Origin of the sequence: Lysinibacillus sp. NPDC056232, assembly GCF_042267565.1 — a bacterium.
Taxonomy (GTDB): domain Bacteria; phylum Bacillota; class Bacilli; order Bacillales_A; family Planococcaceae; genus Lysinibacillus.
The window spans coordinates 18,439-41,975 of the sequence record NZ_JBHJTF010000035.1 but is presented as its reverse complement, the minus strand read 5'-3'; the positions used below and the strand labels follow the sequence as shown (position 1 = coordinate 41,975).

Here is a 23,537-nt window from a genome sequence, read left to right as displayed (position 1 = left end):
TGTGCCTTTCATGTTATTCAATTAGGACAGCCCTACTTCTTTTTCAACGCGATAATAGCATTGGTAATTTGCCCAAGTCCGATGCCAATAATAATGCCAACGCCAGCGCCGATTGCAGTATTAATCCAGCCCCTGTCCAAAAAAGCTTCATAGCCACCGCCAGTTAGAAAACCGATTAAACCGCCGATACCCAATCCTAAAAATAGAAAACCACCATAAAACAACCCGATTGCTTCATAATCTGCAGGGTCACGATCTTCGTAATACTGCTGGAAACGTTCATTTAAATCTTCAGATTGCTCAGAGTTACTGGCAAATTTCAATTCCTCGCTGGCCTTATGAAAGGCTTCTTGCTCCATTAAACCTTGTGACATTAAATCATTCATATAATCGCTCATATATAGTATCATGTCGTCTTGTGCTTCTCGACCTTGATCGGAACGTCCTTTAAACTTGGACAGTTGCTTGTCGATTTTACGTTTAGTTTGCCCACTTTTTTTGCGCAGCTTTTCCATATAGGTCATTTCAGCGTCTTGCAAATAATTCTGAGATTGTTCCTTCGCGAAACGATTAATTCTCTCCTGAATTTCACGACTAAAGCTCATGTTTGTTCCCTCCATTATTTCTTAAAATTTCAATACGGCTACTTAAAAAATCCCATTTAGCCCAGAAGGACGTCAATTTTTCTTGCCCTTGTTCATTAAGCGTATAAAATTTCCTTGGTGGACCCATTTCAGATGGCTTTTTGACAATATTGACAAGATGATTTCTTTCCAAACGCATAAGTAACGCATAAACAGTTCCTTCAGCTATGCCCTCGAACCCCATTTGCGTGAGATATTTGACAATCTCATAACCGTAGATTTCACCACGGCTGATGATTTCTAATACAATACCTTCTAAAACTCCTTTGAGCATTTCACTCAGATTATCCACGATCTCACCCCTAGGCTAAGCTTACCTTGTACTAAGTGTTGCTAAGTACTGTATATAGTATTGCTAAGTAGTGATTTTGTCAAGCGATTAAAAAAGGGGGTTTCGTTCCGAGGTATATTTTCTTTGACTTAGTTCAACACAAATTTATAGCAGAGAATAGTGGTTGCTGACCTATGGAAAAAAACATCATATATTTAATAGGAATTTCAAGATAATGCTTTATAGCAGATTGTTTGTCTACATTTTGTCACTAAAAAGTAGGAGAAATAGGTGTTTTTTATAACGGAAATTTGACGTACAGCATATGATTGAGTATGATGGAGAAGTTGAATATGAGGTCCGACCTTATCATTTAACGAGAGCGCATAAGGAGGGAAGAAAGCGCAAAATCGGAAAACAATTATAGCGCCTGAGCTGAAGAAATTGGACGAAACTATCTTCAGCAGACGAGGTGGAGGTTTATCGAAAATTCGGCGGATGCCTCCCAATCGACATACCCGATTGTCACTTTTCATTTTGAAAGCATTTGAGTGATTGAATGTACAGAAAATGGAGAAGGTATAGTTAAAGCAATAGATAAATAGAGAAACCTCACGTATCGAATGGTTACTGTTCAGATGGCTGAATGAGTGTTAAGAATGTGTATGTATTAGTTACGTTTATTTTATTTACCTTCTTTCAGCAGGTATCCAAACACCTGCAAAAAGAAGTTAAGCCTCCGGCGGATGTCACGGAAATCGGAATGGAGTTCTTAAGGATGTTAGCCTAAAATCATCGCATCCATGCGATAACAGCTAACTGACCTGCATCGGTAAAAACGCCACGTCCTGTGGCATTATCGAAATGACCGATATCGTGTCGGCCCTCGTGCAGGCCTAAGCACAAAGCCGATTCCGGACGCAATTATGCCGAGGCATAATTGATAAATAAGTATAGCTTTTACATTCATAAAAAAATTCGATAGGTTGAGGTCTAGTTTGTCATTGCGTCAAATTGACGATATCGGAGGACAAGAAATTATGTGTGGAATTGTAGGATATATTGGTGAATCAGATGCAAAGGAAATCTTATTAAAAGGTTTAGAGAAACTAGAGTACCGTGGTTATGATTCAGCAGGTATTGCAGTACGTAACGAAGATGGTGTAACAGTCTTCAAAGAAAAGGGTCGTATTGCCGATTTACGTGATGCAGTGGACGAGGACGTTGCTGCAAAAGCGGGTATTGGTCATACACGTTGGGCAACTCACGGTGTGCCCAACCGTTTAAATGCACACCCTCACCAAAGTGCAACAGGACGTTTTACGCTAGTACACAACGGAGTTATTGAAAACTATCATTTATTACAAAAAACATATTTAAAAGGTATTCCGATGAAATCTGATACAGACACAGAGGTCATCGTGCAATTAGTAGAGTTATTTGTGAAAGAAGGTTTAAGCACAGCTGAGGCGTTCCGTAAGACTCTATCTTTATTACACGGCTCATACGCATTAGCTCTTTTAGATGCAGAAACGGCTGATACAATTTTCGTTGCGAAAAACAAATCTCCACTTTTAGTAGGTGTTGGCGAAGGCTTCAATGTTGTAGCTTCAGATGCGATGGCGATGCTACAGGTAACAGATCAATATGTGGAGCTACACGATAAAGAGGTCGTAATCGTACACAAAGCTAGCGTTGAAATTACAAAATTAGACGGTTCCATAGTTGAGCGTGCACCATATACTGCAGAGCTTGATATGAGCGATATTGAAAAAGGTACGTACCCTCACTATATGTTAAAAGAAATGGATGAGCAGCCAACGGTTATTCGTAAAATCATTCAAGCATATGAAGGCGAGAATGGTGAATTAACAATTGACGCTGATGTTTTAGAAGCATTACAAGCAGCAGACCGTTTATATATTATTGCAGCCGGCACAAGCTATCATGCAGGTCTAATTGGTAAGCAATATTTCGAAAAAATGGCCGGTATCCCAGTAGAAGTTCATATTTCAAGTGAATTCGGCTACAATATGCCATTACTTTCAGAAAAACCATTGTTTATCTTTATTACACAATCAGGTGAAACAGCAGATAGCCGTCAAGTACTTGTGAAAATTAAAGAGCTTGGTTATCCAACATTAACAATTACAAACGTACCTGGCTCTACACTATCACGTGAAGCGGATCATACGCTTTTATTACATGCAGGCCCAGAAATTGCAGTAGCTTCAACAAAAGCATATGTAGCGCAAGTAGCTGTACTTGCTGTAACAGCATATGTAACGGCGAAGGCTAATGGCAAAGGCTTAGAATTCGATTTAAAACAAGAACTTGCGATTGCAGCAAATGGTATCCAAACAATTATCGATTCAAAAGATGTATTAGAGGATATCGCAGAGGACTACTTAAAAATAGCACGCAACGCATTCTTCATCGGTCGTAACATCGACTTCTATGTAAGCCTTGAGGGTGCCTTGAAGCTAAAAGAAATCTCTTACATCCAAGCAGAAGGCTTCGCAGGTGGCGAGCTGAAACACGGAACAATTGCCTTAATCGAAGAAGGTACACCAGTGTTTGCCCTTGTCACACAAGAAGCAGTATCATTAAATATCCGTGGTAATGTCAAAGAGGTAGCTGCACGTGGAGCATATCCATGCATTATTGCCATGGCTGGCGTAGATGAAGACGGTGACCGTTTAGTAATTCCTCAAGTTCATGAATTACTAACACCACTTGTATCTGTAGTGCCATTACAGTTAATTAGCTACTACGCAGCGCTACACCGCCGATGTGATGTAGATAAACCACGTAACTTGGCTAAATCAGTGACTGTGGAATAATTTTATGCAGCTACAGACTTCTTCTTGTTAGCATATAATAAAGTCATTTAAAGTGATTTTTTAAATATTCGTGCAATTCGCATCCGTTCGCTTGTAATAAAAGAAGCGAGCGGATGTTTTTTGTTTTGGATGTTTCATGGTATTAAGATAGAGTTGTTAAGGTTATACCCTTGCCGCGAAATAGTGATTGTCCTAAGCTAATCCTGATTCTATAATAGTGAATGTAGAATAGTTAGATAACAATGAATGAGGTGGCATATGAAAAAGCAATGGAACTTAATATTTGCAATAATTGTGGTCTTAATTATCGCGGTATTTTCAGTTATAAATGTTGACAAGGTAACGGTTAATTATTTATTTGGAAAAGCTGAGTGGCCATTGATCCTCGTTATTATTGGGTCAGTCCTATTGGGTGCCCTATTAGTTGGATTAATTAGTATGATGAAAATTTATCAACTTCAAAGAGCTTTGAAAAAGGCTGGAAGTGAAATAGATCAACATTCTTAAATATTGATTTATTTCACTAAGAAAAAAGATGTATCGTTTTGCCCCTTTAGACTATAGTTATCTAAAGGGGCATTTTTATGTCTAAGAGAGCAAGACATCTGAAGTAGAAAAGTGGATTAAAGAAGGACGTGGTATTGAGATATCTTTTTGTGAAGAATAAGGGATTCTTAAATATAAGTACCCCGTCCCGTATTGGCTAGCTAGGTCTAGTCTACTTAATAAAATATAAAGCAGAGACACGGTCATTTGATTGCTCCCTTAAAAAAGCAGTGCCCAGAAAAATGGGGCACTTGTGCAGAGGTAATAAAGTTGTTTAATTTACAATAAAGTCACTTTAAAAATAATATAGTTGTTTAAAAATCCTTCTTCCACTAACGGTGCAGGTAAGTTCAAGAAGTACTTGTTTCTTGTGGTAAAATTTATTCTGAATGAAAGTGAAAAGGGGAAAAGATGAAAAAAACTTTTAATAAGTTAGATAAGATACAAATTTGTTATTGCTATCACCGCATTACTACTAATGAAATGTTTCATTTTGGTATTTTTGGTGAAACAATCTTCTCAATTTCAAGAATCAAACTGATCAAAAATAAATTAATTATTTTTTAGTTTTGCGGTTTCCTTTTTAAATACTTCAATGCTTTTATTTAAGAAACTCATAATAGTTTTGATTTCATGATCATTATAACTTGAATAAATTTTCCTCATTTCCACTCCAAATGATTGAAAAATTGGAGCCAATTCAGTATATGTTTTTTCTATATTATTTTTAATTATTACTTTTCGTCGGTCACTAGGATGTTTATCTCTATATACATAGTTTTTCTTTTCAAGACGATCAACAACTGTTGTCACCATTCCAGTTGATAATCCCGTATGAATAGCAATCTCTCCTGCAGTTATCCCTCCGTTCGGAATAATTCCCAACACCTTATAATCCGTTATATTTAAATCCAATTTATTTGCAACTTCCTGATGAAACATAATTAAGGCAGAACTAAATTCTTGTCCAAGTATATTATTTTCTGTTTGATTATGATTTGAGTTTGTTTTATTTTCCATTGACATATAATTATCCTCCAATTATATTATTAAATATATCTCTAATTTAGAGATACTTTATTTTAGAGATACCGTTTTATTGAGTTATCTTATAAAAATTATATCAAAGTTGGAGGTTATTCACTCATGTTCATTATTGATAGTATTTATAAATTTATTTCTGCTTTCGATTTCTTTTTTTCAAGTTTTATCTTTATAGCTCTTTCAATCGTAACGTCTATAGGAAGGGTGTCACAAGTACTTTTTAAGAATAAGTTCAATAAACCAACATATATTATCTTGGAAATTTTAGTGGAACTTTTAAGAGTTTTGCAATATCTGTTGTTTATTGTTATAGGCTCAGGGGTTTCACTGAATACAACAAGTTTATTTCAAAATATCAGCAATGGACTGTCAGAAGTAACATCTCCAAAAATAATTTGGGATCTTATTGGTTTTATTGTTATATTTGGTCTTTATAATATTGTAATATTCTCTGTCTTTAATAAGTTTTTGATACAGAGAATTATTGAAAGAGTTCATATTCAACAACACTCTGCAAAAACTATTCGATTAGCAATTATACTTGGCTATAAGAATTTATTTTTGATACCAATTAGTGTTATTTACCTCTTTATAATACTTAACTTTATATAAATAATTAGAAAAGTGCATGTAATTTCCTTTTAATTACCACAATTGATGAAAGGTACAAAAAGGGCTACTCATAAAAGGTAGCCAATATTGATGAAGGTTAATCTATTATATGTAATAAGAAAAAATCCTCAAATATCAAAAATCCATAAATAATAGGTGGAACTTAAAATGTTCCAACTTTTCTGCAAACTACAAACTCTATTTGAAACGGTCGACCTTTATTCTAAATCCACAGTAATCCTCGGGTTTTCTTACGATAATTTAACGGAAATCGGATTCATATTAATAGCTATACATTTACTTGTACCTGCACGAAATATAAGAAAAGACAAGAAATCCATTTTTCCATATTTGATAATAGTGATGGCAATACTAATAATTTTCCTTTCAATCCATCAGTTATTTAACTAACAAGTGCTTTAGTTCAATAAGAATCAAACATCTTTATTAATGATTTTTAAGTACAAACACCTTTAAATGTATAGAAATTCAACAACTTTAACGAGCCATACTACACTAGATTGTAGTGTGGCTCTTATATTTACATAACAAAATTCAACAACTTTATTATCGTTTTACAGCACTGCTTTTTTGCGTGGATGTATAAATTCCATTATTTTAATAAAATGTATCTGCCACACTAGTGAATAAGGTATAAATTCCCTAGTTGCCCAATTCTATATTAATATTACCTTATTTTTAGCATTTATTTTTTGGAATCATAGTAATATTATTGTTTGGTGAGGCAAATTTTGATTGGGAAATTTAATCATCATGGATTTGGAATATGCTTTACATATAATTTTTTGTAGTAAATTTATTATTTGTGAAAACTTATTATACATATTTTAGAAAATTAATAGAGCGATAATATTGTTTTCACAGAATAAATATAATTTTATTAAAGTTCTGGAGGAATAAAATAATGGCAAAGCAAAACAAAGGTCGTAAATTTTTCGCAACTACAGCTACAGCAGCTCTAGTAGCATCAGCAATCGTACCAGTAGCATCAGCTGCTGAATTTAAAGATGCAAATAGCATTTCATCTTGGGCAAAAGAAGCTGTACAGTTTTTGACTGACAAAGGTTTCATCCAAGGCGATGAAAAAGGAAACTTCAACCCAGCTGGTACACTTACTCGTGCAGAAGCTGCTGAAATTTTATCAAAAGCATTAGATTTAAAAGCTACAGGAACAGAAGATTTTTCTGATGTAAATGAAAATGACTGGTTCTATAATGCAGTGCTTGCAACTTCACCCGAATTATTTGATGGTATGGGCAATGGTAAATTTGAACCTAAAGCTCAGTTAACAAGAGAACAAGCTGCTAAAGTTATCGTGCAAGGTTACCAATTAACAGGTAAAGCAGATCTTAGCAAATTCTCAGATGCTTCTAAAGCCTCTAAATGGGCTGTATCTTACTTAGAAACAGCTGTAGAAAACGGCGTAATCAACGGTAAAGGTTCTTTATTAGCACCACAAGATAAAATCAGCCGTGAAGAATTCGCTACTATGGTAAAACGTACAATTGATGCAACAGCTAAAGAGGTAACACCAGCTGTAGATTCTGTAAAAGGACTTAATGCGAAGGAACTTGAAGTGAAGTTCAACACAGCTGTTGATGCAAAAGATGCTGAAATGACAGCGAAATATGCTATTGATGGTGTAGCTATCACAAAAGCGGAAGCATCTGAAGACGGCATGACTGTTACTTTAACAACTGATAAAGAGTTAAAATTAACTAATGGCAAAGTGACTGTAAAACCAATCAAAACGAAAGCAGATGCTAAAGTTCTAACTGAAGAGTTTAACAAATTGATCACATTTGCAGACACAACTCCTGTTAGCGTTAATTCTGTTGAAGCAAAAGGTACTGAAGCAAAGATCACTTTCGATGAGCCTGTACAAAGCGCAGGAACAGTAAGCTTGAACGGTACTGAACTTTCTGATAATCAATATGAATTATCTGGTAAAACATTAACAATCAAAGGCTTAACTGCTGAACAGACTTATAAAGTGGACATTGTTGGCGCTACTGACTTTGCTAACAATATCGCTAACCCTATTGCTGTTAACTTCACAGTTGCTAAGGCAGACGTTGATAGTTCAAAACCAACTGTTTCTACAGCAGTGAACGGTACAGAAATCACGTTTGATTTCTCAGAAGAATTAATGAAACAAAATCTTGATGGAACTGAAGGGTATGCAAAAGTAACTGTTGGATCAACTCCTTTCGTCTTAACAGATAAAAATATTAAAGATGCTGCTGATAATACTGTATTCACTATCGATGCAAAAACTGCATTAGGTACAGCGACATTTATTAATACAAACATTAAAGTAGAAGGACATAAAGATTTAGCTGGTAATGCTGGAGATGAATTTGTGTTCAATGCAATTCTATCTAAAGATACAACTCCTGCTACACTTGTATCTGCTTCAACTAAAATGTTAGTAGCTGATGATGTGAATTCTACTACAGACGTAGATGCTTTATACCTTACTTTTAGTGAACCTGTAAAAGTAGATGGAAATTTAACGCTTAAAACTCAAAATGGTATTGCTTACACTGCTGGAAAAGTAACAGCGGTAAAAGCTGATGCTGGTTTCGACGTAGATGGTAACGGCAAAATTGAGGGTGCTGAGAAAAACACAGTGAAAGTTGACATTGATTTAGATAGCAATTCAACATATACATTTGAATTATCTGCTGGAGCGGTTAAAGATTTATCTAAAAACGTTACTGCAGATACGATTACATTTAATGTTACAACTGGATCTTTCGAAGCTACACCTGAAACTACTACAGATTCATTAGTATTTGGAACTACACCTGTTGTCGTAACAGATAACAATGTATTTACTGTTGAATATGCTGCAGATGTGACGGCAACAGCAACAACAGCTGCTAACTACACACTTGGAGGAAAAGAGCTTCCAGCTGGAACTCAACTTCAGTTTGTAGATGGTACTAAAAAAGTAAGATTCACTTTACCAGAAGGTTCTATCACTGCTAATGGTCCTTATGTACTTGAAGCTAAGAATGTAGTAGATACTAAAGGTAACACACTTAAAAATGGTAAAGCTACTACTCAAGTAACACTTAAAGAAAATGTTGCACCTGTAGCTTCTAAAATAACTGTGGTAAATAGCAAAACATTTACAGTAGACTTCTCTAAAAGTATTGTTGATCAAGCTACAGCAACAGGTTTAACAGTTAAAATTGCTGGTTCAACTGTAAAATTTACTTCTGCTACTGTAACTGGTGGTAAACTTACTGTGACAACTAAAGATCACTATGCATTAACAGATAGCATTGTAGTTGATTTCAAATCAACTAATCTAGTTGATGCTAATAACAACAATGTTAAAGACGGTTCTGTTTTAAATTAATAAGTTTGTAATGTAAACCGTTCAAATTAGAAAAGCCTTGTAGAGATATCTCTATAAGGCTTTTCTTTTTAGCAATCGTATCAAAGTGTTTTCAGGTCGATACAAAATTGTAAACATTTTCACATTTAGTATAAAATAGATGGATGTTAAATGGTATAATTTAAAACGGTGTAGATACAAAAATAAGACCGAGGGAGAGAAGATAATATGATGAAAAAGATAATGAAACGTACGAGTGCTGCGTTGCTTGCCGCTTCATTGATGCTGACAACAGTTGTGCCAGTGATCCATGCGGAGGAGCAATCACCTCCCTTAGCGCCATCGATTAGTGACTGGGCTATTGAAACCTTAAACGAGGGTGAAAAATACGGGATTTACCCAATTGAGTGGTATTACGAAGACTTCCTTCAAGAAATCTCTGTGGAAAAGGTAAATGAACTGCTGGCATTAACGGAAAAGAAAATTGCCTCATTGGGCTTAGCGAAAAATAAACAATATAAGCCAGTGAGCGTGAAGAACGATAACACACGCGGTGATATTGTGAAGCGTTTGTATAATATCGTAGCGCGTTATGATTTACCAGTTGGTACAGATGCCATTAAGTTTATGAAAGAACATAATATTTTACAAGGTTCTTCAAACGGACTGCAATTAGATAAGAAAGCAACGACGCAACAAGCTGTTCTACTAGCTGTTCGATTCATTCAGAGTACATACGCACTTGCAGAACAAGGGGCAAAGGGAGTAGCCTGGGTAGTAGAGGATGAGGATACGCGTGTGTATTTACTGGGCTCCATTCACCTAGGTACACCTGACTTATATCCATTCGATCAAAAACTAATGAAGGCGTTCGATGAAGCGGATGCGCTATTAGTAGAGGCAAATATTCTAGATCCGAAAGGGCTTGATTATTATGCGGAAAAGGCAATGTATTCAGAAGGCACAACATTGAAAGATGCTGTTGCACCAGAAACATATGCGAAGCTTGAAAAAGTTGCAAAGCTATACAATCTCCCGATGGAACAACTGACATTGCAAAAGCCTTGGATGCTGTCAAGCACCTTATCAATGCTGGCAACGGATGATTCCTTTGGTATGACGCCACAAGAAATGGCGATGCATGGTATTGATATGTACTTTTTATTAAATGCACAGCTGCAACAAAAGCCAGTGATTGAATTAGAAGGTATGAAAGCACAAGTTGATATGTTTGACGCGTTATCGCCAGAAGCACAGGAGCAGTCTTTAGTTGCTGTGTTGGATAACATAATCAATCCATCTGAAGAAAACCAATCTAACATCCTCCAAGAGTGGTTTACAAGCTGGAAGCAGGGGAACGTTGAAGAGTTTGCAAAAAGCTTCCAAGCGATGGAAGGCGGATCGTCAGAGTACAATGAAATGCTATTTGGTTTACGTGATGAACAAATGGCAAAGAAAATCATGAATGTACTTGAAGAGAAAAAAGGTACGTACTTTGTTGTGGTTGGTTCAGGTCACTTCTTAGGTGAGAAAAGCATTCGCTATCATTTGGAGAAAAACGGGTACAAAGTGAAGCCATTTTATCAATAAAGAAAAGCCCTTTACTAGTAAATCTCCCGTAAAGAGAATTGGGATTAAGGGTAAGTTGTACCTTAATTTAATTATTTGAGTATAAAAGCCTTTAAGGGATCTATTTCCTTAAGGGCTTTTTGTCTCCTCATGTGGCAAGAGAACTGTAAGACTTTCTCCAGTGCTTGTCGTGCCAAAAAAGGCAAAAGCACTTTTCTTAGTAAAAATTAGTGTACATATAAATATAAAAAAAATACAAACTAATTGTAATGTCGAAATTTTAGGAGGTTACCATGGCCAATTCAAGACACTCGAAACCAGATGATAGATCTAATAATGTTGAACGAATTCGTGATATCGTTAAGAACACTGAAGAAAAACTTCATGAAGCGGAAATTAGTTTGGAATTTGCAGACCCTATGCAAAGTGAAATGATTAAAGAAAAAAATAAGCGACGTCAAAAGTCGATTGAAGGATTAAAAGAAGAAATGAAAGATGAAATGGCAGCACGTAAAAAAGGAGAAGTGTAGAATTGGAGACATAGGAAGAGGAACTACCATTTCTCCAACTTGAAAGTACTTCCCAACAAAAGCAGATGGTTTAGAAGTTCTATAATGGGCCTCTATATCGCCGTCTGCTTTTATTATGAGGTTGTAAATGACTTATTACATCCCTTTTTAGAACATGGATTATCAAATAATTAAATATAGATAAAATTTGAACCCCGCGCTTTGACTGTGTCAAAATGCGGGGTTTCTTTAGGATAAAAGCTTTCTCTTCTAATGTAGTTGTCTTAGTATTGAATAACAAAGTATGCAAAAAGGAATTAAATATAATTAAAGAATAATATTACTAAAAAAGATGAACCTTTCCCATTGGTCATTTGTTTATAAAGTATAACGCAAAGAAAGGAGTGCCTTGGATTGACAGAGCGTGAATTACGATTCTTATAACAAGGATGAATACCGTACATGTTATTACATGCTGCGGAACGCACAAGATGGGATTTCTATAGGATAAAAGCTTTCTCTTCTATTGTTACTGTCTTAGTATTGAATAACAAAGTATGCAAAAAGGAATTAAATATAATTGAAGAATAATTTTACTAAAAAAGATGAACCTTTTACAATAGTCATTTGTTTATAAAGTATAACGCAAAGAAAGGAGTGCCTTGGATTGACAGAGCGTGAATTATTCGATTCTTATAACAAGGATGTATACCGTACATGTTATTACATGTTGCGAAACGCACAAGATGCGGAAGATCTCTGCCATGACGTATTTATCACCGTTTTCCGTCAGGATTGGCAAAACATTGAGCATACGCGTGCCTGGATCATGCGCATCGCAATGAACCATTGCTTAAACTTGCTAAAACGGAATCAGACTCAGCGTGATAAACAGGGTCAGGTTCAATGGCTTCATGAGCAGGCCACATTTTCAATTAAATCCGTAGACACCATTGTAGTAGAAAAAACAGCTCAGGAAGAATGGGAGGAACTACTAAAGCAACTACCAGACAAATTGATGGCAGTTGTCACCCTCCGCTATATCGGTGAGCTATCCATGGTAGAAATCGCTGAAACCCTACAGATTCCTGTGGGTACAGTGAAGTCGAGACTCCATAAGGCATTGAAAATCATGCGCAAAAAACTTGAACACAAAAACAACTTATGGTTGAAGGGAGAGAACCAATTTGGAACGCATTGAAAACAAGGTTAAAAACCAAATGAAGGATTCAAATAACGTCGATTACCCTGACTTTGATCAGATGTGGAGCAGTATCCAGCAGGACGAGCTAAAGGTTGCTGGAGGTGAACCAGTTGTGCTCCGTCCTCGAAAACGAAAGCGCTTTGCATTGGTGGCAGGGCTATCTGTAGCTTTGATGGCTACACCAGTTTATGCAGCTCTGAATTATGACTGGTCCAGCATGCTTTCTCATAGGGAAGGTATTCAGTCCGCATTAGAGCAGGGCTTAGGTCAAACGATTGAGCAATCCGTTACAAAGGAGGGTGTTACGTTAACCGTACATACGGCGTTTATAGATGAGAACAGAACCGTACTGCTGTATAGTTTGAAACCTGAAACATCCCAGGATGTAAAGGATATAACGGATATAGATTTTAAACTTATCGGACTAAAAGATTCGAAGGGCAACTTTATTGAAGGATATAATAGATACGAGTGGAATAAGAATCTTGGTGAATTCCAGGGGTATTTTGAAACGGACTGGGTTGGCGAAGGGCAGACGACCGATGTTGAGTTTATAATGGAGAAGATCCAATTCATCGGCAATAAGAAGCAGTCTATTAGCTATAATCCTAATGACTCTACTACGCAAGTGCTTCCAATTCAAAAGGATGGGATAGACAGTGTAACCTTACAATCTTTTGAACAAGCAGAAGGTAAAGTTCTCCTGAAATCAGAGGCTAAGGTTACGGATCCTGAAATGCAGAACAGACATATAGATTTTGAGGCAATCAATGATGTGGATAAATCTGTTAAAAAAGGAGAAAGTCTTTCTTTTTCATTCCATGACGAAAGAACATACACGAGTCAAATATACAAGTCTGACACCTTACGTGAAGAAGGAACTAAATTCCAGCTTTCTTATGATCACATACTAGAAACAAAAGAAAGTACTTGGAACATAAATATGAATCTTTCCAAAAAACAGTTGGAAAATGCGTCATTTAAGCAAGTGCTAGATATCCCTATGGACAATGTGCCTGGTGGAACGAAAATCCACGAAATGAAGGTTACACCAACCCAAGTTCGTTTGAAAATTACTCAAGAAGACTACTACACTCTTCCTTTTAGAGAGTATCAACTAGATGTAGGTGGAACTCTGTTAAATGGGTATCTTATGGGTAAAGGACAAGAAGAACTACGCTTTGAAGTGGTAGGGCTAGATGCAGCTTCTCTGGCTAATCAGCCTATAACCCTCGTCGCGAAGCACCGTATCGATGGTTTTTACGGAGACGAGAACGACAAACCAATCCATTTGACTGACATATCAGAAAAACATCAAACTACAACGTCTAGCATTGCGGGGTATCCAATCTCATGGACTTATTATTTGAAGGACAATAACCTCTATGTGGAAACCTTGAGTTCAGACCCGATGTTTGATGGAGTCGATCGAACTTATTATTTGGACGGTAAAGAACAGATCTTAGGGGAACCAGAATCTTATGATGAAAGTAATAAATCTATGGACGTTTATGAGAAATTCGACAAGAAAGAGCTAGATATTTACATTTATAGTTATGGAATCAATAAGCCAAACGAAGAGCTTCGTATTCCACTTAAGTCTGGAAAATGACCTGCATTAGTATTTCAGAAGCTCAGGGGGAATTTAACAGAACTTGAAGAGATACATTATTCATTGAAAATCTAACTCCTACTATAGATAGTCCTATTCATATAACTAAATGAAGTAACGTAAAAACCCAACTTCTCTATATTAATTTGCAGAGAAGTTGGGCCTTTTAATTAAACAGTAACAATCTCTTTTAAATGAGATAACGTTCTTTTTGCTACTTTCTCAGTTTACAACTTTATTATCTCTTCACATCTTCTGAGCTTTGTAAAAAAGATAGATAATTTGTAATAAAGCTTGATAAAAATCACCTCTTTAGCTATTCTTTGAGGTGGTTTTTTTATGGATATTTGTGTTAAAATTGATGATTGTCTCGTAAATTATATAATGAGGAATTATCAAGAAGGTTAATGAATAACTTTTCTTGTTTCATTAACGAGGGCGATTGTTCAATTAGAGTGATCGCCTTTTGTGCTGACCGGGGCAGATTAGTTGAAGTACATAATGTTGAAGATGGAGAAATTAACGGGGTCTGACGATAATTGTTTTATTGATATCCGTTTCAATGGTGGAGATATTCAATTTGACGTTTTAGAAGATACATAGTTATTAGTTGATATATAATAAAAAATACTTAGTTATATATTGGGTTTTTTAACCAGATGGAAGTGAAAGGGAAAAATATGAGAAAAAAAGTTATTTTATCATTAATGTTAATGACATTTCTTTCTGCTGTAGAAGGAACAATTATTAGTACAGCAATCCCCCGTATAACGAGTGATTTGTCAGGCGTCGAACTTGTTAGTTGGGTTTATGCAATTTATATGCTTGCCACAGCTGTTTCGACGCCAATATACGGGAAACTGGCTGATTTATTCGGTCGTAAAAAAGTTTTACTTATCGGAGCTACAATATTTTTAATTGGCTCTGCACTTTGCGGTGTCGTGACATCGATGGAACAGCTCATCGTCTTTCGTGCCCTTCAAGGTCTAGGTGCTGGCGCTATTATGCCAATAACAATGACCATCATGGGTGACTTATATAGCGAAGTGAAGGACCGTGCAAAAGCACAGGGTTGGATTAGTGCTGTTTGGGGTATCTCAGGTGTTATCGGACCATTAGTTGGCGGATTTTTAGTTGATTCCCTTTCTTGGCGCTATATCTTCTTCTTAAACGTTCCATTTGGAATTATCGCTTGCATAATGATTGTCATTTATTATAAAGAATCTATTAAGCCTGCTAAGCATCATATCGACTATCTTGGTGCAACAGTATTCTCATTAAGTACAATTGCTCTACTATACGCGTTATTAACAGGAAGCAGTAAGCAAAACTGGGGGGACATGACGATTATTGGCCTCTTAATCTTTGCAGCCGTTTCATTCATTATTTTCTTATTCATTGAGAAAAAATCTCCGGAACCATTAATTCCGCTAGCGCTTTTCTCTAACCGTACATTATCTATTATAAATATACTAACTCTTATTTCTGGTGCAATGATTATTAGTATTACAATGTATCTTCCGATTTGGAGCCAAGGTGTATTAGGAAAGAATGCGACAGACGCCGGACTCATTTTAATGCCACTTCCTGTAATGTGGACATTTGGCACTATTTTTTCAGGTAAATTAGTTGGTAGCTTAAATACGAAACAAATCATTCTACTTGGAGCTAGCGTTCTTTCGGTTGCTGCCTTTTCATTATTTACATTGTCGACAGATTCACCAGCATTCCTAATTTATGTTGCAGTTGGATTATTCGGCTTAGGCATGGGGCTTATAACACCTATCTATATGGTAACAATTCAAGCGGCTGTTCCAAATCATACGCGCGGGACAGCAATTGGCTTAAACACATTTATCAATACGTTTAGCCAAACATTAGGAGCTGCAGTTTTCGGGGCAATGTTCAACACGATGATTCATGCACGCGGTATAAAAAACCTTGACCTTGTAACTTCTGGTGGACATGAAGGAACTACAGCAAACGTAGTAACCGAATCGCAAGAAGCATTAGCTTCAAGTGTACATTTTATTTATATGGGTACTTTTATATTAGCACTAGCAACTTTAGTAATTGTTTGGTTCTTATTAAAGCCATCCACACAAACTAGTGAGCAATAAAAAATAATTATATAAAAATAAGCTGTGAAGAAATTTTTCTTTATAGCTTATTTTTTTAAAACATGATTACTTAAGGTTATTATTTGCTTGTAGAGTTTAAAGCGGCGGAACTGGGGCACGGGCCGTATGTGCATTTATACAAGTATCTACAATCAAGACAAAATGAAAACAGGTCAACCGGGCGTTTGTATGTGGGGAATATTACAAAGTTTAGGAAGGAATCCATTTTGATCAGTCCTTTATTCAAAATGGATTCTTTTATTTGTTGTAAGAATCACTGCGAAACAGAAACCTAATTTCTTTAAAAATTCGTAGGACTTAGCTTAATAAAAATAACACCGAATAAAATCTTTATTAGGCCATCTATTACGAAAAAGATATCTAGACTTACATTAGTAATAATTAATCCTATGAATGCATTGATTATTAAACTGATTGATAGAAAAAGCATTAATTTCCAGTGGACAGGGATAAAAGGTAAAAAATGAACGCTGACTGCTAAAAGAATTAATAGCCAGCAAGTTCTATAATCATCGGCGAAAAAGTGAAAACTGACAAAGACTAAAATAGCTAATAAAAAAATTGAAAAATTAGACCACTTTTTTTGTTCCTGCGTTCCAGGACCGACTGCTAACTTCTCCCGTGTTTTAGGGCTTAATTGCCAAATTATACCTATCGCATATATGATGGAAAAAGGCCAAATATTTGGATAGCCGTTATATTTTATTAAGAGTAAGAACATTGCTAAGCCAGCTATTATTAGCCAAATCCCATTAATCTTTTGTCTTGGATATTTGTAGGTTTGTGTCTCCATATTTATTCTCCATTCTCGAATAACACGATAAGCTAACTTCAACCACTTTAAGTTGTTGCTACTAAATATGTAGTAAGTACGCGAAACATTTAGAGCTCATGTTTTCTTTTATCTCCTTCGAATAATAGATTTCTAGAATAATTTATCAAATTGTATTACATTTTTTTGTCACAATCTGTCGAAGTGATAAATATATAGATCCAAATTAAGTTGCATTGTTTATAAAAAAGTCATTCGGAGCTGCCTAGTTCTGTTCCACTAATAACGGTCAATGAACTGTATTGTGATAAAATAAATTAAACATATCTTATGACCAAAGGAAGATTTAAATGAAGAATCGATTTTCAATAGGGGAGATGGCTAAGCTTCATAATACAACTATAAAGACTTTAAGACATTATGATGAAATTGGAATATTAAAGCCTATTCAAATTGACATAAAAAACGGATATAGATACTATTCAACGAGGGTTTATATTTTGGGTTAAAAGTATTATTTAATAGGAGAAATGATTATGATTGGAACAATATTTAACACAATGATGATAATAGTAGGGAGTATTGTGGGAAGCATCTTTAAAAAGGGGATAAAAGATGAATATCATAATATTTTAATGCAGGCTATGGGGCTAGTAGCTATGGGATTAGGAATAAATGCACTAGTACAACATTTACCTTCAAGCAAATATCCAGTGCTTTTTATTGTAAGTTTAGCTATAGGAGGTTTGCTAGGTCAAAAACTAAAGTTAGAAACAAGATTTAATGCTTTAGTAAATAAGTACTCTAAGGGTAATTTAGCTGAAGGGTTATCGACTGCTATCTTATTATTTTGTATTGGAACTTTATCAATTTTAGGTCCCGTTGAGGCTGCGTTAAAGGGAGACTATACATATCTGCTTGCAAACGGTATGTTGGATGGAATTACTTCAATTGTTTTAGCTTCCACTTTTGGTATTGGGATAGCTGTTGCAGGGATAGTATTATTTGTATGGCAAGGTTCTATTTATTTAATTGCGATATTAATGGAGAATTCTTTAAGTAATGACCTTCTAAATGAAGTGACTATTGTAGGAGGTATATTAATATTAGCTTCAGGTTTAAGTATTTTGGGGATCAAGAAATTTAATACGTTAAATCTTCTGCCAGCATTAATGATTCCTCCTATAGTATTTTTAATTATTCATTTAGCGGGGCTTTAGTTATCTAAAGCTACAATAATCTAGGGTCTTAACATTTCTCCCTTGTCCCATGAAACAATTAATCGATTCAATCTTCTTAGCCGAGTTTCTTCTTTTTTAGCACTCATTACCCACCAAATAGAATCTCTTCTGTACGAAGGTGGAAGCTGATTAAAAAATTCCCAAGAACTTGGATGTTTTCTAATTTCATCCTCATATTCTTTCGTTAAAGTAACGTTCCTATGAACGGAAGAATAACCTGTTTGATCATTTCTTTGATTGAAAACAGTCAATCCCTCAGGCCTCATTTGATTGTGTTCTATCAGTTTATGCACCTTTTGCACATTAACTTTACTCCAGAGGCTATTAGGCTTACGTGGAGTAAAGCGAATTTTATAGCAATCTTCATCAACTGTTTTTCGTATCCCATCAATCCAACCAAATGACAGTGCACAATCTACTGATTCGGACCAAGTGAGACTTGCTTTATTGGTCTTTTTCTTTAAAAAAACTACCCAAATTTCACTAGCTGTTTGGTGATGAATATCCAACCAATCAATAAATTCTGTTTGATTACTAAAAAATAGCACTTCACTCATTTTTCCAGCCATTCTAAAATCATTTGATTAAGCTCTTCAGGTCTTTCTTCTTGAATCCAATGACCAGTGTTTAAACTCTTAATGTCTATATTAGGTACAAAATCTTTTATATTTGGAAGCGGCGGAATAATATCTTTCTCACCATAAATCATCAATGTTGGCTGATGAAGAATAGGAGATGCGTCACCTAATAAATGCCAATTACGATTTAAATTTCTGTACCAATTGATGCTTGGAGTGAAACCTGTCTTATTGAAGGCTGTGATATAAACAGAAAGATCATCATCGCTCATAACAGGTTCACCTAACGGCTGGGTTGCTTTAGCTAGATTAATCATTTCCATTCCTTCAACAGAGCCTTGTGATGGAACATTCTTTCGATATAAGTTACGAAGAAATTGGGCTGCATTTTCGTCTAATACAGCATCTGCAACACCTGGTTGTTTGTTAAAGTGAACAAAATAGTAATCATCGCCAAAAGCTTCTTCCATAAAATCAATCCAAGGTCTCTCTCCTCGAACTTGGTAGGGCAAGCATAAGTTAATCATTTTATTAACACGTTCTGGATGCAGCAAAGCCATACTCCAAACAACACTTGCGCCCCAATCATGGCCCATAAAAATGGCATCTTTGTATTGGTAGTGATCCAAAAGAGCAACAAGATCACCCGTTAAATGTTCAATATCATATTTTGTGACTTCTTTTGGGCAAGAAGACTCTCCATACCCTCGTTGATTAGGAATAATAACGTGATAACCTGCTTCTACAAGAGGAGTCACTTGATGTCTCCAAGAAAAGGCATGCTCTGGCCATCCGTGGCAGAGAACGATAGGTTGCCCCCCATTTTTTTGTCCAGCTTCAAAAACCTCTAGCTCCACACCGTTACCTGAGATAAGTGTTGGTGTTGGAAATTCATAATTGTTTGTCATTTAACATCCTCCTAATTAAAATAAAAGTATCTTACAATGACAATATTATCATGGACGTTTGACAACGGTCTGTCAGCTTTGAGAAACTCACTTAATGATATTTGTCAGCCATCAATCTGAGTTTGGAAGCAATTTTTTTGCGCATTTCTTTTGGAGCTAAGACCTCTATATGCTCTCCAAAACTAAATATGAGAGAGAACAACCATTCTTTTTCGGGGAATGTAGCTGTAACAAGAAGTTCACCTGTTTCTAACACCGCAATATCTTCTTTATTAAAAACATCCTTCACACGAGACTTCATTTGAGGGGAAACTTTTAAGACAATTGTTGTCATTGTTGTTTGTTCATTTAATAATGCCATAATCTCATGATAGGATTTTTCTCGACGTTCAAATGAGTGATTTTCAATGTGAAAATCACTTATACGGGAAACTCTAAATATTCTGAAGTCTTCTTTTGAAAGACAATAAGCAAATAAATACCAAGTATAATTTTTAAATATGAGCGACATAGGCTCAACTTGTCTTTTGCTGACGATATTATCATAATTTCTGTAGTCAATAGTCAGTAAATTAGTCTGTGTAATAGCTTTCCTTAGCGTCTTAACTAATGCTTTTTGATTTGGAGAGTCTCCATAAGGATGTAAATCAATGATGATTTGTTCCATATGCAGCTTTAGATAATCTACCTTGTTTTTAGGAATGATATTTTGTAGTTTTTCTATGGATGATTCTAACTCAATGTCGTCAACTGTGAAATTAATATCCTTGAGAACAGAAAGAAGGGAGGACAGGTTATTAAGAGTTAGTACTTGATGATTTAATTTATAACTCTCATAAATGCTGAATCCACCATTGTTTCCGGAATGGGAAATGATGGGAATACCAGCTAGATTGATTGTTTCAATATCTCGGTAAATAGTCCGGACCGACACTTCAAATTTCTCAGCCAATTCATTTGCTGTTACACGATTTCTATTAAGTAACATCACAATAATGGTTAACATACGTTCTATTTTCATCTTGTTCTCCTTAAAAATATATTTTTTTATTATGTAGTAGAATCAATTTCATAATACGCACTTTTAAAAAATCATAAAGAAACAGAATTTCGATGATTTCTTAAAAAAACGAATGAAATAGCTAATTATGCTACAGAAAGTTGTAGTTGGGAAAGCCGATCAACTGCCAGTTTGCAGGCGTTGTACGCAAGATGAACCAAATCAAAATGGACTTTAGCTTTCTTCCCTGTACAATTGTAAATCTGATTGACATAGGGGTATCTCTCCAGTCTGTTAATGTGTGTGTCGTAACTCTCATTATACAGGATTTGGGGAGGTACCCTATTTTTTTGTCGTTTTAAACTTAGAGCTCCAAGGGCTCAGAGATATGAAATTGATTCGGATACTAAAAAATAGTTTTTAGCCCTTTGAAAAATGATGATTATAATTTTTTCTTCATTGGAGTATGGACGAAAAGTTTTGTGAAGCGAATGGGTGGGAAAAAATCAAGACGAAGAAGATTTATATAATTGGTGGCAGTACTGTGTTAGGGGATGGAATGTAAAACGTATACCATGAATATAAGTTGATCTTCGTTCCAGCTGGGCGACTCCTTGGGGATCAGCAATAGAGGAACGAAGGCTAAGAGCATCACATCCTGTGATAACGCCTTCGTGACCAACATCATGTTGGCCCAAGCGGCTCATCGGACGCCCCCAGCTGGAGCGGAAATCACCCCCACGTTATGATGCTTAAAAACCAGTTTATTGACAATTCGAATAAAGGGACTATAATAATTAACAAGATTTGCATAACGAAAAATTGTTGATAACAATTTGGAATATAAGAGTAAAAGCGTTGAAGAGAACGAGTAGTTTTAATGGAACTTACAGAAAGTAGCCGGTCGATGAGAGGCGCAAGGAAAGTTAAAATGAATACATCTTGGAGCTGCGTACCGAACTTTAGTAGGCTACGACGGGTTTGCATCCGTAATCAATGCAAAGGTATCGCCATTTAGCCGTACCTATTGAGAAGGGTTATGTAAATAACTCTTAAATTAAGGTGGTAACACGTTCATACACGTCCTTTAGGTTGATTCCTAAAGGACATTTTTTTTTGCTCTTATAGAACTTGCAATATTAATTCAATATTAAGGAGTTGCATTGTATGTTTTTAAAACCAGAGGAACAATTAGAAATTATTCAAAAGGGTGTAGGTAAGATTGTTAATGAAGAAGAGTTATTAGCAAAATTAGCACATTCTTTTAAGGAACAAAAGCCTTTAACGATTAAGCTGGGTTTAGATCCTTCTGCGCCAGACATTCATTTAGGGCATGCTGTTGTGCTACGAAAAATTAAACAAATGCAAGATTTAGGTCATCGAGTGGTCATTATTATTGGTGATTTTACAGGACGTATAGGAGACCCAACAGGTAAAGCCAAAGGGCGCAATGCGTTAAGTGATGAAATTGTAAAAGAAAACGCTAAAACATATTGTGAGCAAATTTTTAAAATTTTAGATAAGGAAAAGACCACGGTGCGTTTTAATAGTGAGTGGTTATCAACGTTAACATTTGAGGAGGTTATCAAATTAGCTGCGACGACTTCTGTAGCGCGTATTTTAGAACGTGATGATTTCCAAAAACGCTATAACAGTCAGGTACCAATTGGCATTCATGAATTTTTCTATCCATTAATGCAAGCGTATGATTCAGTCGAAATTTTTGCTGATATTGAATTAGGCGGTACCGACCAAACGTTTAATATTTTAATGGGGCGTACATTACAAAAGCATTTAGGGCTGGAGAAACAAATTGCCATTTTCATGCCGTTATTAGAAGGTTTAGATGGTGTTGAAAAAATGAGTAAAAGCTTAGGGAATTATATTGGCGTAAATGAAGCACCAGAAGTAATGTTCAAAAAAGTAATGGAAGTACCTGATGCATTAATTATTAAATACTTTGAACTTGCAACAGATGAGCATCCTAAAGTGATAAAAGAAGTGGAAAAACGATTATTAAAAGGTGAAAATCCGCGAGATATCAAACTAGAGTTAGCAGAAATTATTACTACTTTATATCATGGGGAAGAATCTATGAAGGAAGCGGAGCAATATTTTGAAACAGCATTTCAAAAGAAAAAAATCCCGGATAACATCCCCTCAATGTTAATCGAAATAGGAAAAGAATCTGTACTAGATATTATTCCAGCATTAATTGCCAATGATTATATTCAAAGTAAAAGTGAATTTATACGATTAATCAAACAAAATGGTGTTTCTATAAATGGTGAAAAACTTACTGTAGATGATACTGATAGAATAGTAATGAATGGAGAAGTTTTGCAAATTGGGAAGAAACGATTTGTACGATTTATAAAATAAGGGGGGCCTGAACCATCCTTCTGTTCCTTTTTCTTCCTTTTTTAGTTTCTTAATATAATAATTATGCAAGGCTGTCCTCAAAAGGTTGTAAACTTTAACCGTTTAGGATAGCCATATAGTTCTATTATAGAAGGAGAATTATGTAATCAATCCAAGTGCCTTCAAGTGTAATCGCTAAAAGAAGAATCTACTTTTCATGTATTGTAAGTTCCTTGCTATAAAAGATTTTGGTATAAAAATACAATAAAATGCTATGTCAAATTAGAAGGATATGCATTTCTGCATTCCAAC

Annotated in this window: 20 protein-coding genes and 1 other annotated feature; of the genes, 12 read left to right on the top strand and 8 right to left on the bottom strand. The window is 35.5% G+C overall.

Features of this window, described 5'->3' with window-relative positions; all coding sequences use genetic code 11:
* Positions 1-32: 32 nt before the first annotated feature.
* Both ACFCYJ_RS21035 and ACFCYJ_RS21030 read right to left on the bottom strand, forming a co-directional pair.
* A complete protein-coding gene (locus tag ACFCYJ_RS21035) occupies positions 33-605 on the bottom strand; it encodes a hypothetical protein (RefSeq protein WP_376076643.1) in 573 nt (190 codons plus the stop codon).
* A complete protein-coding gene (locus ACFCYJ_RS21030) occupies positions 595-936 on the bottom strand; it encodes a PadR family transcriptional regulator (protein ID WP_376076640.1) in 342 nt (113 codons plus the stop codon). Before ACFCYJ_RS21030 ends, ACFCYJ_RS21035 begins: the two co-directional genes overlap by 11 nt.
* Positions 937-1,955: 1,019 nt before the next feature.
* Between ACFCYJ_RS21030 and glmS the strand changes: the two genes are divergently transcribed.
* Together glmS and ACFCYJ_RS21020 are read left to right on the top strand one after the other, a co-directional pair.
* Positions 1,956-3,758, top strand: coding sequence for a glutamine--fructose-6-phosphate transaminase (isomerizing) (gene glmS / locus ACFCYJ_RS21025; RefSeq protein ID WP_376076665.1), 1,803 nt, complete (start codon positions 1,956-1,958; stop codon positions 3,756-3,758).
* 258 nt (positions 3,759-4,016) lie between these two features.
* On the top strand, positions 4,017-4,265 hold the full coding sequence (locus ACFCYJ_RS21020; RefSeq protein ID WP_376076638.1) for a LapA family protein: 249 nt from the start codon (positions 4,017-4,019) through the stop codon (positions 4,263-4,265).
* A 591-nt stretch (positions 4,266-4,856) separates the two neighbouring features.
* Here the strand turns inward: ACFCYJ_RS21020 and ACFCYJ_RS21015 are convergent.
* Positions 4,857-5,330, bottom strand: coding sequence for a MarR family winged helix-turn-helix transcriptional regulator (locus ACFCYJ_RS21015; protein ID WP_376076635.1), 474 nt, complete (start codon positions 5,328-5,330; stop codon positions 4,857-4,859).
* A 120-nt stretch (positions 5,331-5,450) separates the two neighbouring features.
* Between ACFCYJ_RS21015 and ACFCYJ_RS21010 the strand changes: the two genes are divergently transcribed.
* The 7 genes from ACFCYJ_RS21010 (at position 5,451) to ACFCYJ_RS20980 (ending at position 16,344) form a co-directional block, all read left to right on the top strand.
* Positions 5,451-5,960 (top strand): hypothetical protein, encoded by a 510-nt coding sequence (locus tag ACFCYJ_RS21010; protein ID WP_376076632.1) that lies wholly within the window; start codon positions 5,451-5,453, stop codon positions 5,958-5,960.
* Positions 5,961-6,885: 925 nt separating this feature from the next.
* A complete protein-coding gene (locus ACFCYJ_RS21005) occupies positions 6,886-9,351 on the top strand; it encodes an S-layer homology domain-containing protein (protein ID WP_376076630.1) in 2,466 nt (821 codons plus the stop codon).
* Between the two features lie 207 nt (positions 9,352-9,558).
* On the top strand, positions 9,559-10,920 hold the full coding sequence (locus tag ACFCYJ_RS21000; RefSeq protein WP_376076627.1) for a TraB/GumN family protein: 1,362 nt from the start codon (positions 9,559-9,561) through the stop codon (positions 10,918-10,920).
* 272 nt (positions 10,921-11,192) lie between these two features.
* Entirely contained in the window at positions 11,193-11,429 is a 237-nt protein-coding gene (tlp, locus tag ACFCYJ_RS20995) for a small acid-soluble spore protein Tlp (protein WP_053595505.1), read from the top strand.
* A gap of 646 nt (positions 11,430-12,075) precedes the next feature.
* The gene (locus ACFCYJ_RS20990) at positions 12,076-12,609 is read left to right on the top strand and encodes an RNA polymerase sigma factor (protein ID WP_376076624.1); all 534 of its coding nucleotides are present in this window, start codon (positions 12,076-12,078) and stop codon (positions 12,607-12,609) included.
* The gene (locus ACFCYJ_RS20985) at positions 12,596-14,224 is read left to right on the top strand and encodes a DUF4179 domain-containing protein (RefSeq protein WP_376076621.1); all 1,629 of its coding nucleotides are present in this window, start codon (positions 12,596-12,598) and stop codon (positions 14,222-14,224) included. The genes ACFCYJ_RS20990 and ACFCYJ_RS20985 overlap by 14 nt, the downstream gene beginning before the upstream one ends.
* A gap of 680 nt (positions 14,225-14,904) precedes the next feature.
* Entirely contained in the window at positions 14,905-16,344 is a 1,440-nt protein-coding gene (locus ACFCYJ_RS20980) for an MDR family MFS transporter (protein WP_376076618.1), read from the top strand.
* A gap of 301 nt (positions 16,345-16,645) precedes the next feature.
* On the opposite strand, the gene ACFCYJ_RS20975 is transcribed toward ACFCYJ_RS20980, so the two are convergent.
* Positions 16,646-17,158 (bottom strand): DUF6609 family protein, encoded by a 513-nt coding sequence (locus tag ACFCYJ_RS20975; protein ID WP_376076663.1) that lies wholly within the window; start codon positions 17,156-17,158, stop codon positions 16,646-16,648.
* A gap of 329 nt (positions 17,159-17,487) precedes the next feature.
* On the opposite strand from ACFCYJ_RS20975, the gene ACFCYJ_RS20970 reads away from it, so the two are divergent.
* Together ACFCYJ_RS20970 and ACFCYJ_RS20965 are read left to right on the top strand one after the other, a co-directional pair.
* Positions 17,488-17,646: a MerR family DNA-binding transcriptional regulator gene (locus ACFCYJ_RS20970; protein ID WP_376076615.1), complete on the top strand. Its 159-nt coding sequence runs from the start codon at positions 17,488-17,490 to the stop codon at positions 17,644-17,646.
* Positions 17,647-17,673: 27 nt separating this feature from the next.
* Positions 17,674-18,357, top strand: a complete 684-nt coding sequence (locus ACFCYJ_RS20965; protein ID WP_376076613.1) for a DUF554 domain-containing protein — start codon at positions 17,674-17,676, stop codon at positions 18,355-18,357.
* A 20-nt stretch (positions 18,358-18,377) separates the two neighbouring features.
* Here the strand turns inward: ACFCYJ_RS20965 and ACFCYJ_RS20960 are convergent, their stop codons facing one another.
* The 4 genes from ACFCYJ_RS20960 to ACFCYJ_RS20945 form a co-directional block, all read right to left on the bottom strand.
* Positions 18,378-18,947 carry a YdeI/OmpD-associated family protein gene (locus ACFCYJ_RS20960; protein WP_376076611.1) on the bottom strand — a complete coding sequence of 190 codons (570 nt, stop codon included), beginning with the start codon at positions 18,945-18,947 and terminating at the stop codon, positions 18,378-18,380.
* On the bottom strand, positions 18,932-19,864 hold the full coding sequence (locus tag ACFCYJ_RS20955; RefSeq protein WP_376076608.1) for an alpha/beta fold hydrolase: 933 nt from the start codon (positions 19,862-19,864) through the stop codon (positions 18,932-18,934). The genes ACFCYJ_RS20960 and ACFCYJ_RS20955 overlap by 16 nt, the downstream gene beginning before the upstream one ends.
* A gap of 91 nt (positions 19,865-19,955) precedes the next feature.
* Positions 19,956-20,885, bottom strand: coding sequence for a helix-turn-helix transcriptional regulator (locus tag ACFCYJ_RS20950; RefSeq protein ID WP_376076606.1), 930 nt, complete (start codon positions 20,883-20,885; stop codon positions 19,956-19,958).
* Between the two features lie 485 nt (positions 20,886-21,370).
* Positions 21,371-21,571: a hypothetical protein gene (locus ACFCYJ_RS20945; RefSeq protein ID WP_376076604.1), complete on the bottom strand. Its 201-nt coding sequence runs from the start codon at positions 21,569-21,571 to the stop codon at positions 21,371-21,373.
* 142 nt (positions 21,572-21,713) lie between these two features.
* Positions 21,714-21,955, top strand: a binding site (T-box leader).
* 76 nt (positions 21,956-22,031) lie between these two features.
* Between ACFCYJ_RS20945 and tyrS the strand changes: the two genes are divergently transcribed.
* On the top strand, positions 22,032-23,246 hold the full coding sequence (gene tyrS / locus ACFCYJ_RS20940; protein ID WP_376076601.1) for a tyrosine--tRNA ligase: 1,215 nt from the start codon (positions 22,032-22,034) through the stop codon (positions 23,244-23,246).
* Positions 23,247-23,537: the final 291 nt, after the last annotated feature.

Bases quoted from the DNA above. Each gene is read 5' to 3' on its own strand.
- ACFCYJ_RS20960 (WP_376076611.1), bottom strand. From the start codon at position 18,947: ATGGCTGGAAAAATGAGTGAAGTGCTATTTTTTAGTAATCAAACAGAA.
- ACFCYJ_RS21035 (WP_376076643.1), bottom strand. From the start codon at position 605: ATGAGCTTTAGTCGTGAAATTCAGGAGAGAATTAATCGTTTCGCGAAG.
- tyrS (WP_376076601.1), top strand. From the start codon at position 22,032: ATGTTTTTAAAACCAGAGGAACAATTAGAAATTATTCAAAAGGGTGTA.
- ACFCYJ_RS20975 (WP_376076663.1), bottom strand. From the start codon at position 17,158: ATGGAGACACAAACCTACAAATATCCAAGACAAAAGATTAATGGGATT.
- glmS (WP_376076665.1), top strand. From the start codon at position 1,956: ATGTGTGGAATTGTAGGATATATTGGTGAATCAGATGCAAAGGAAATC.
- tlp (WP_053595505.1), top strand. From the start codon at position 11,193: ATGGCCAATTCAAGACACTCGAAACCAGATGATAGATCTAATAATGTT.
- ACFCYJ_RS21010 (WP_376076632.1), top strand. From the start codon at position 5,451: ATGTTCATTATTGATAGTATTTATAAATTTATTTCTGCTTTCGATTTC.
- ACFCYJ_RS21020 (WP_376076638.1), top strand. From the start codon at position 4,017: ATGAAAAAGCAATGGAACTTAATATTTGCAATAATTGTGGTCTTAATT.
- ACFCYJ_RS21015 (WP_376076635.1), bottom strand. From the start codon at position 5,330: ATGTCAATGGAAAATAAAACAAACTCAAATCATAATCAAACAGAAAAT.
- ACFCYJ_RS20965 (WP_376076613.1), top strand. From the start codon at position 17,674: ATGATTGGAACAATATTTAACACAATGATGATAATAGTAGGGAGTATT.
- ACFCYJ_RS20980 (WP_376076618.1), top strand. From the start codon at position 14,905: ATGAGAAAAAAAGTTATTTTATCATTAATGTTAATGACATTTCTTTCT.
- ACFCYJ_RS21005 (WP_376076630.1), top strand. From the start codon at position 6,886: ATGGCAAAGCAAAACAAAGGTCGTAAATTTTTCGCAACTACAGCTACA.
- ACFCYJ_RS20970 (WP_376076615.1), top strand. From the start codon at position 17,488: ATGAAGAATCGATTTTCAATAGGGGAGATGGCTAAGCTTCATAATACA.
- ACFCYJ_RS20950 (WP_376076606.1), bottom strand. From the start codon at position 20,885: ATGAAAATAGAACGTATGTTAACCATTATTGTGATGTTACTTAATAGA.
- ACFCYJ_RS20945 (WP_376076604.1), bottom strand. From the start codon at position 21,571: ATGAGCCGCTTGGGCCAACATGATGTTGGTCACGAAGGCGTTATCACA.
- ACFCYJ_RS20955 (WP_376076608.1), bottom strand. From the start codon at position 19,864: ATGACAAACAATTATGAATTTCCAACACCAACACTTATCTCAGGTAAC.
- ACFCYJ_RS21000 (WP_376076627.1), top strand. From the start codon at position 9,559: ATGATGAAAAAGATAATGAAACGTACGAGTGCTGCGTTGCTTGCCGCT.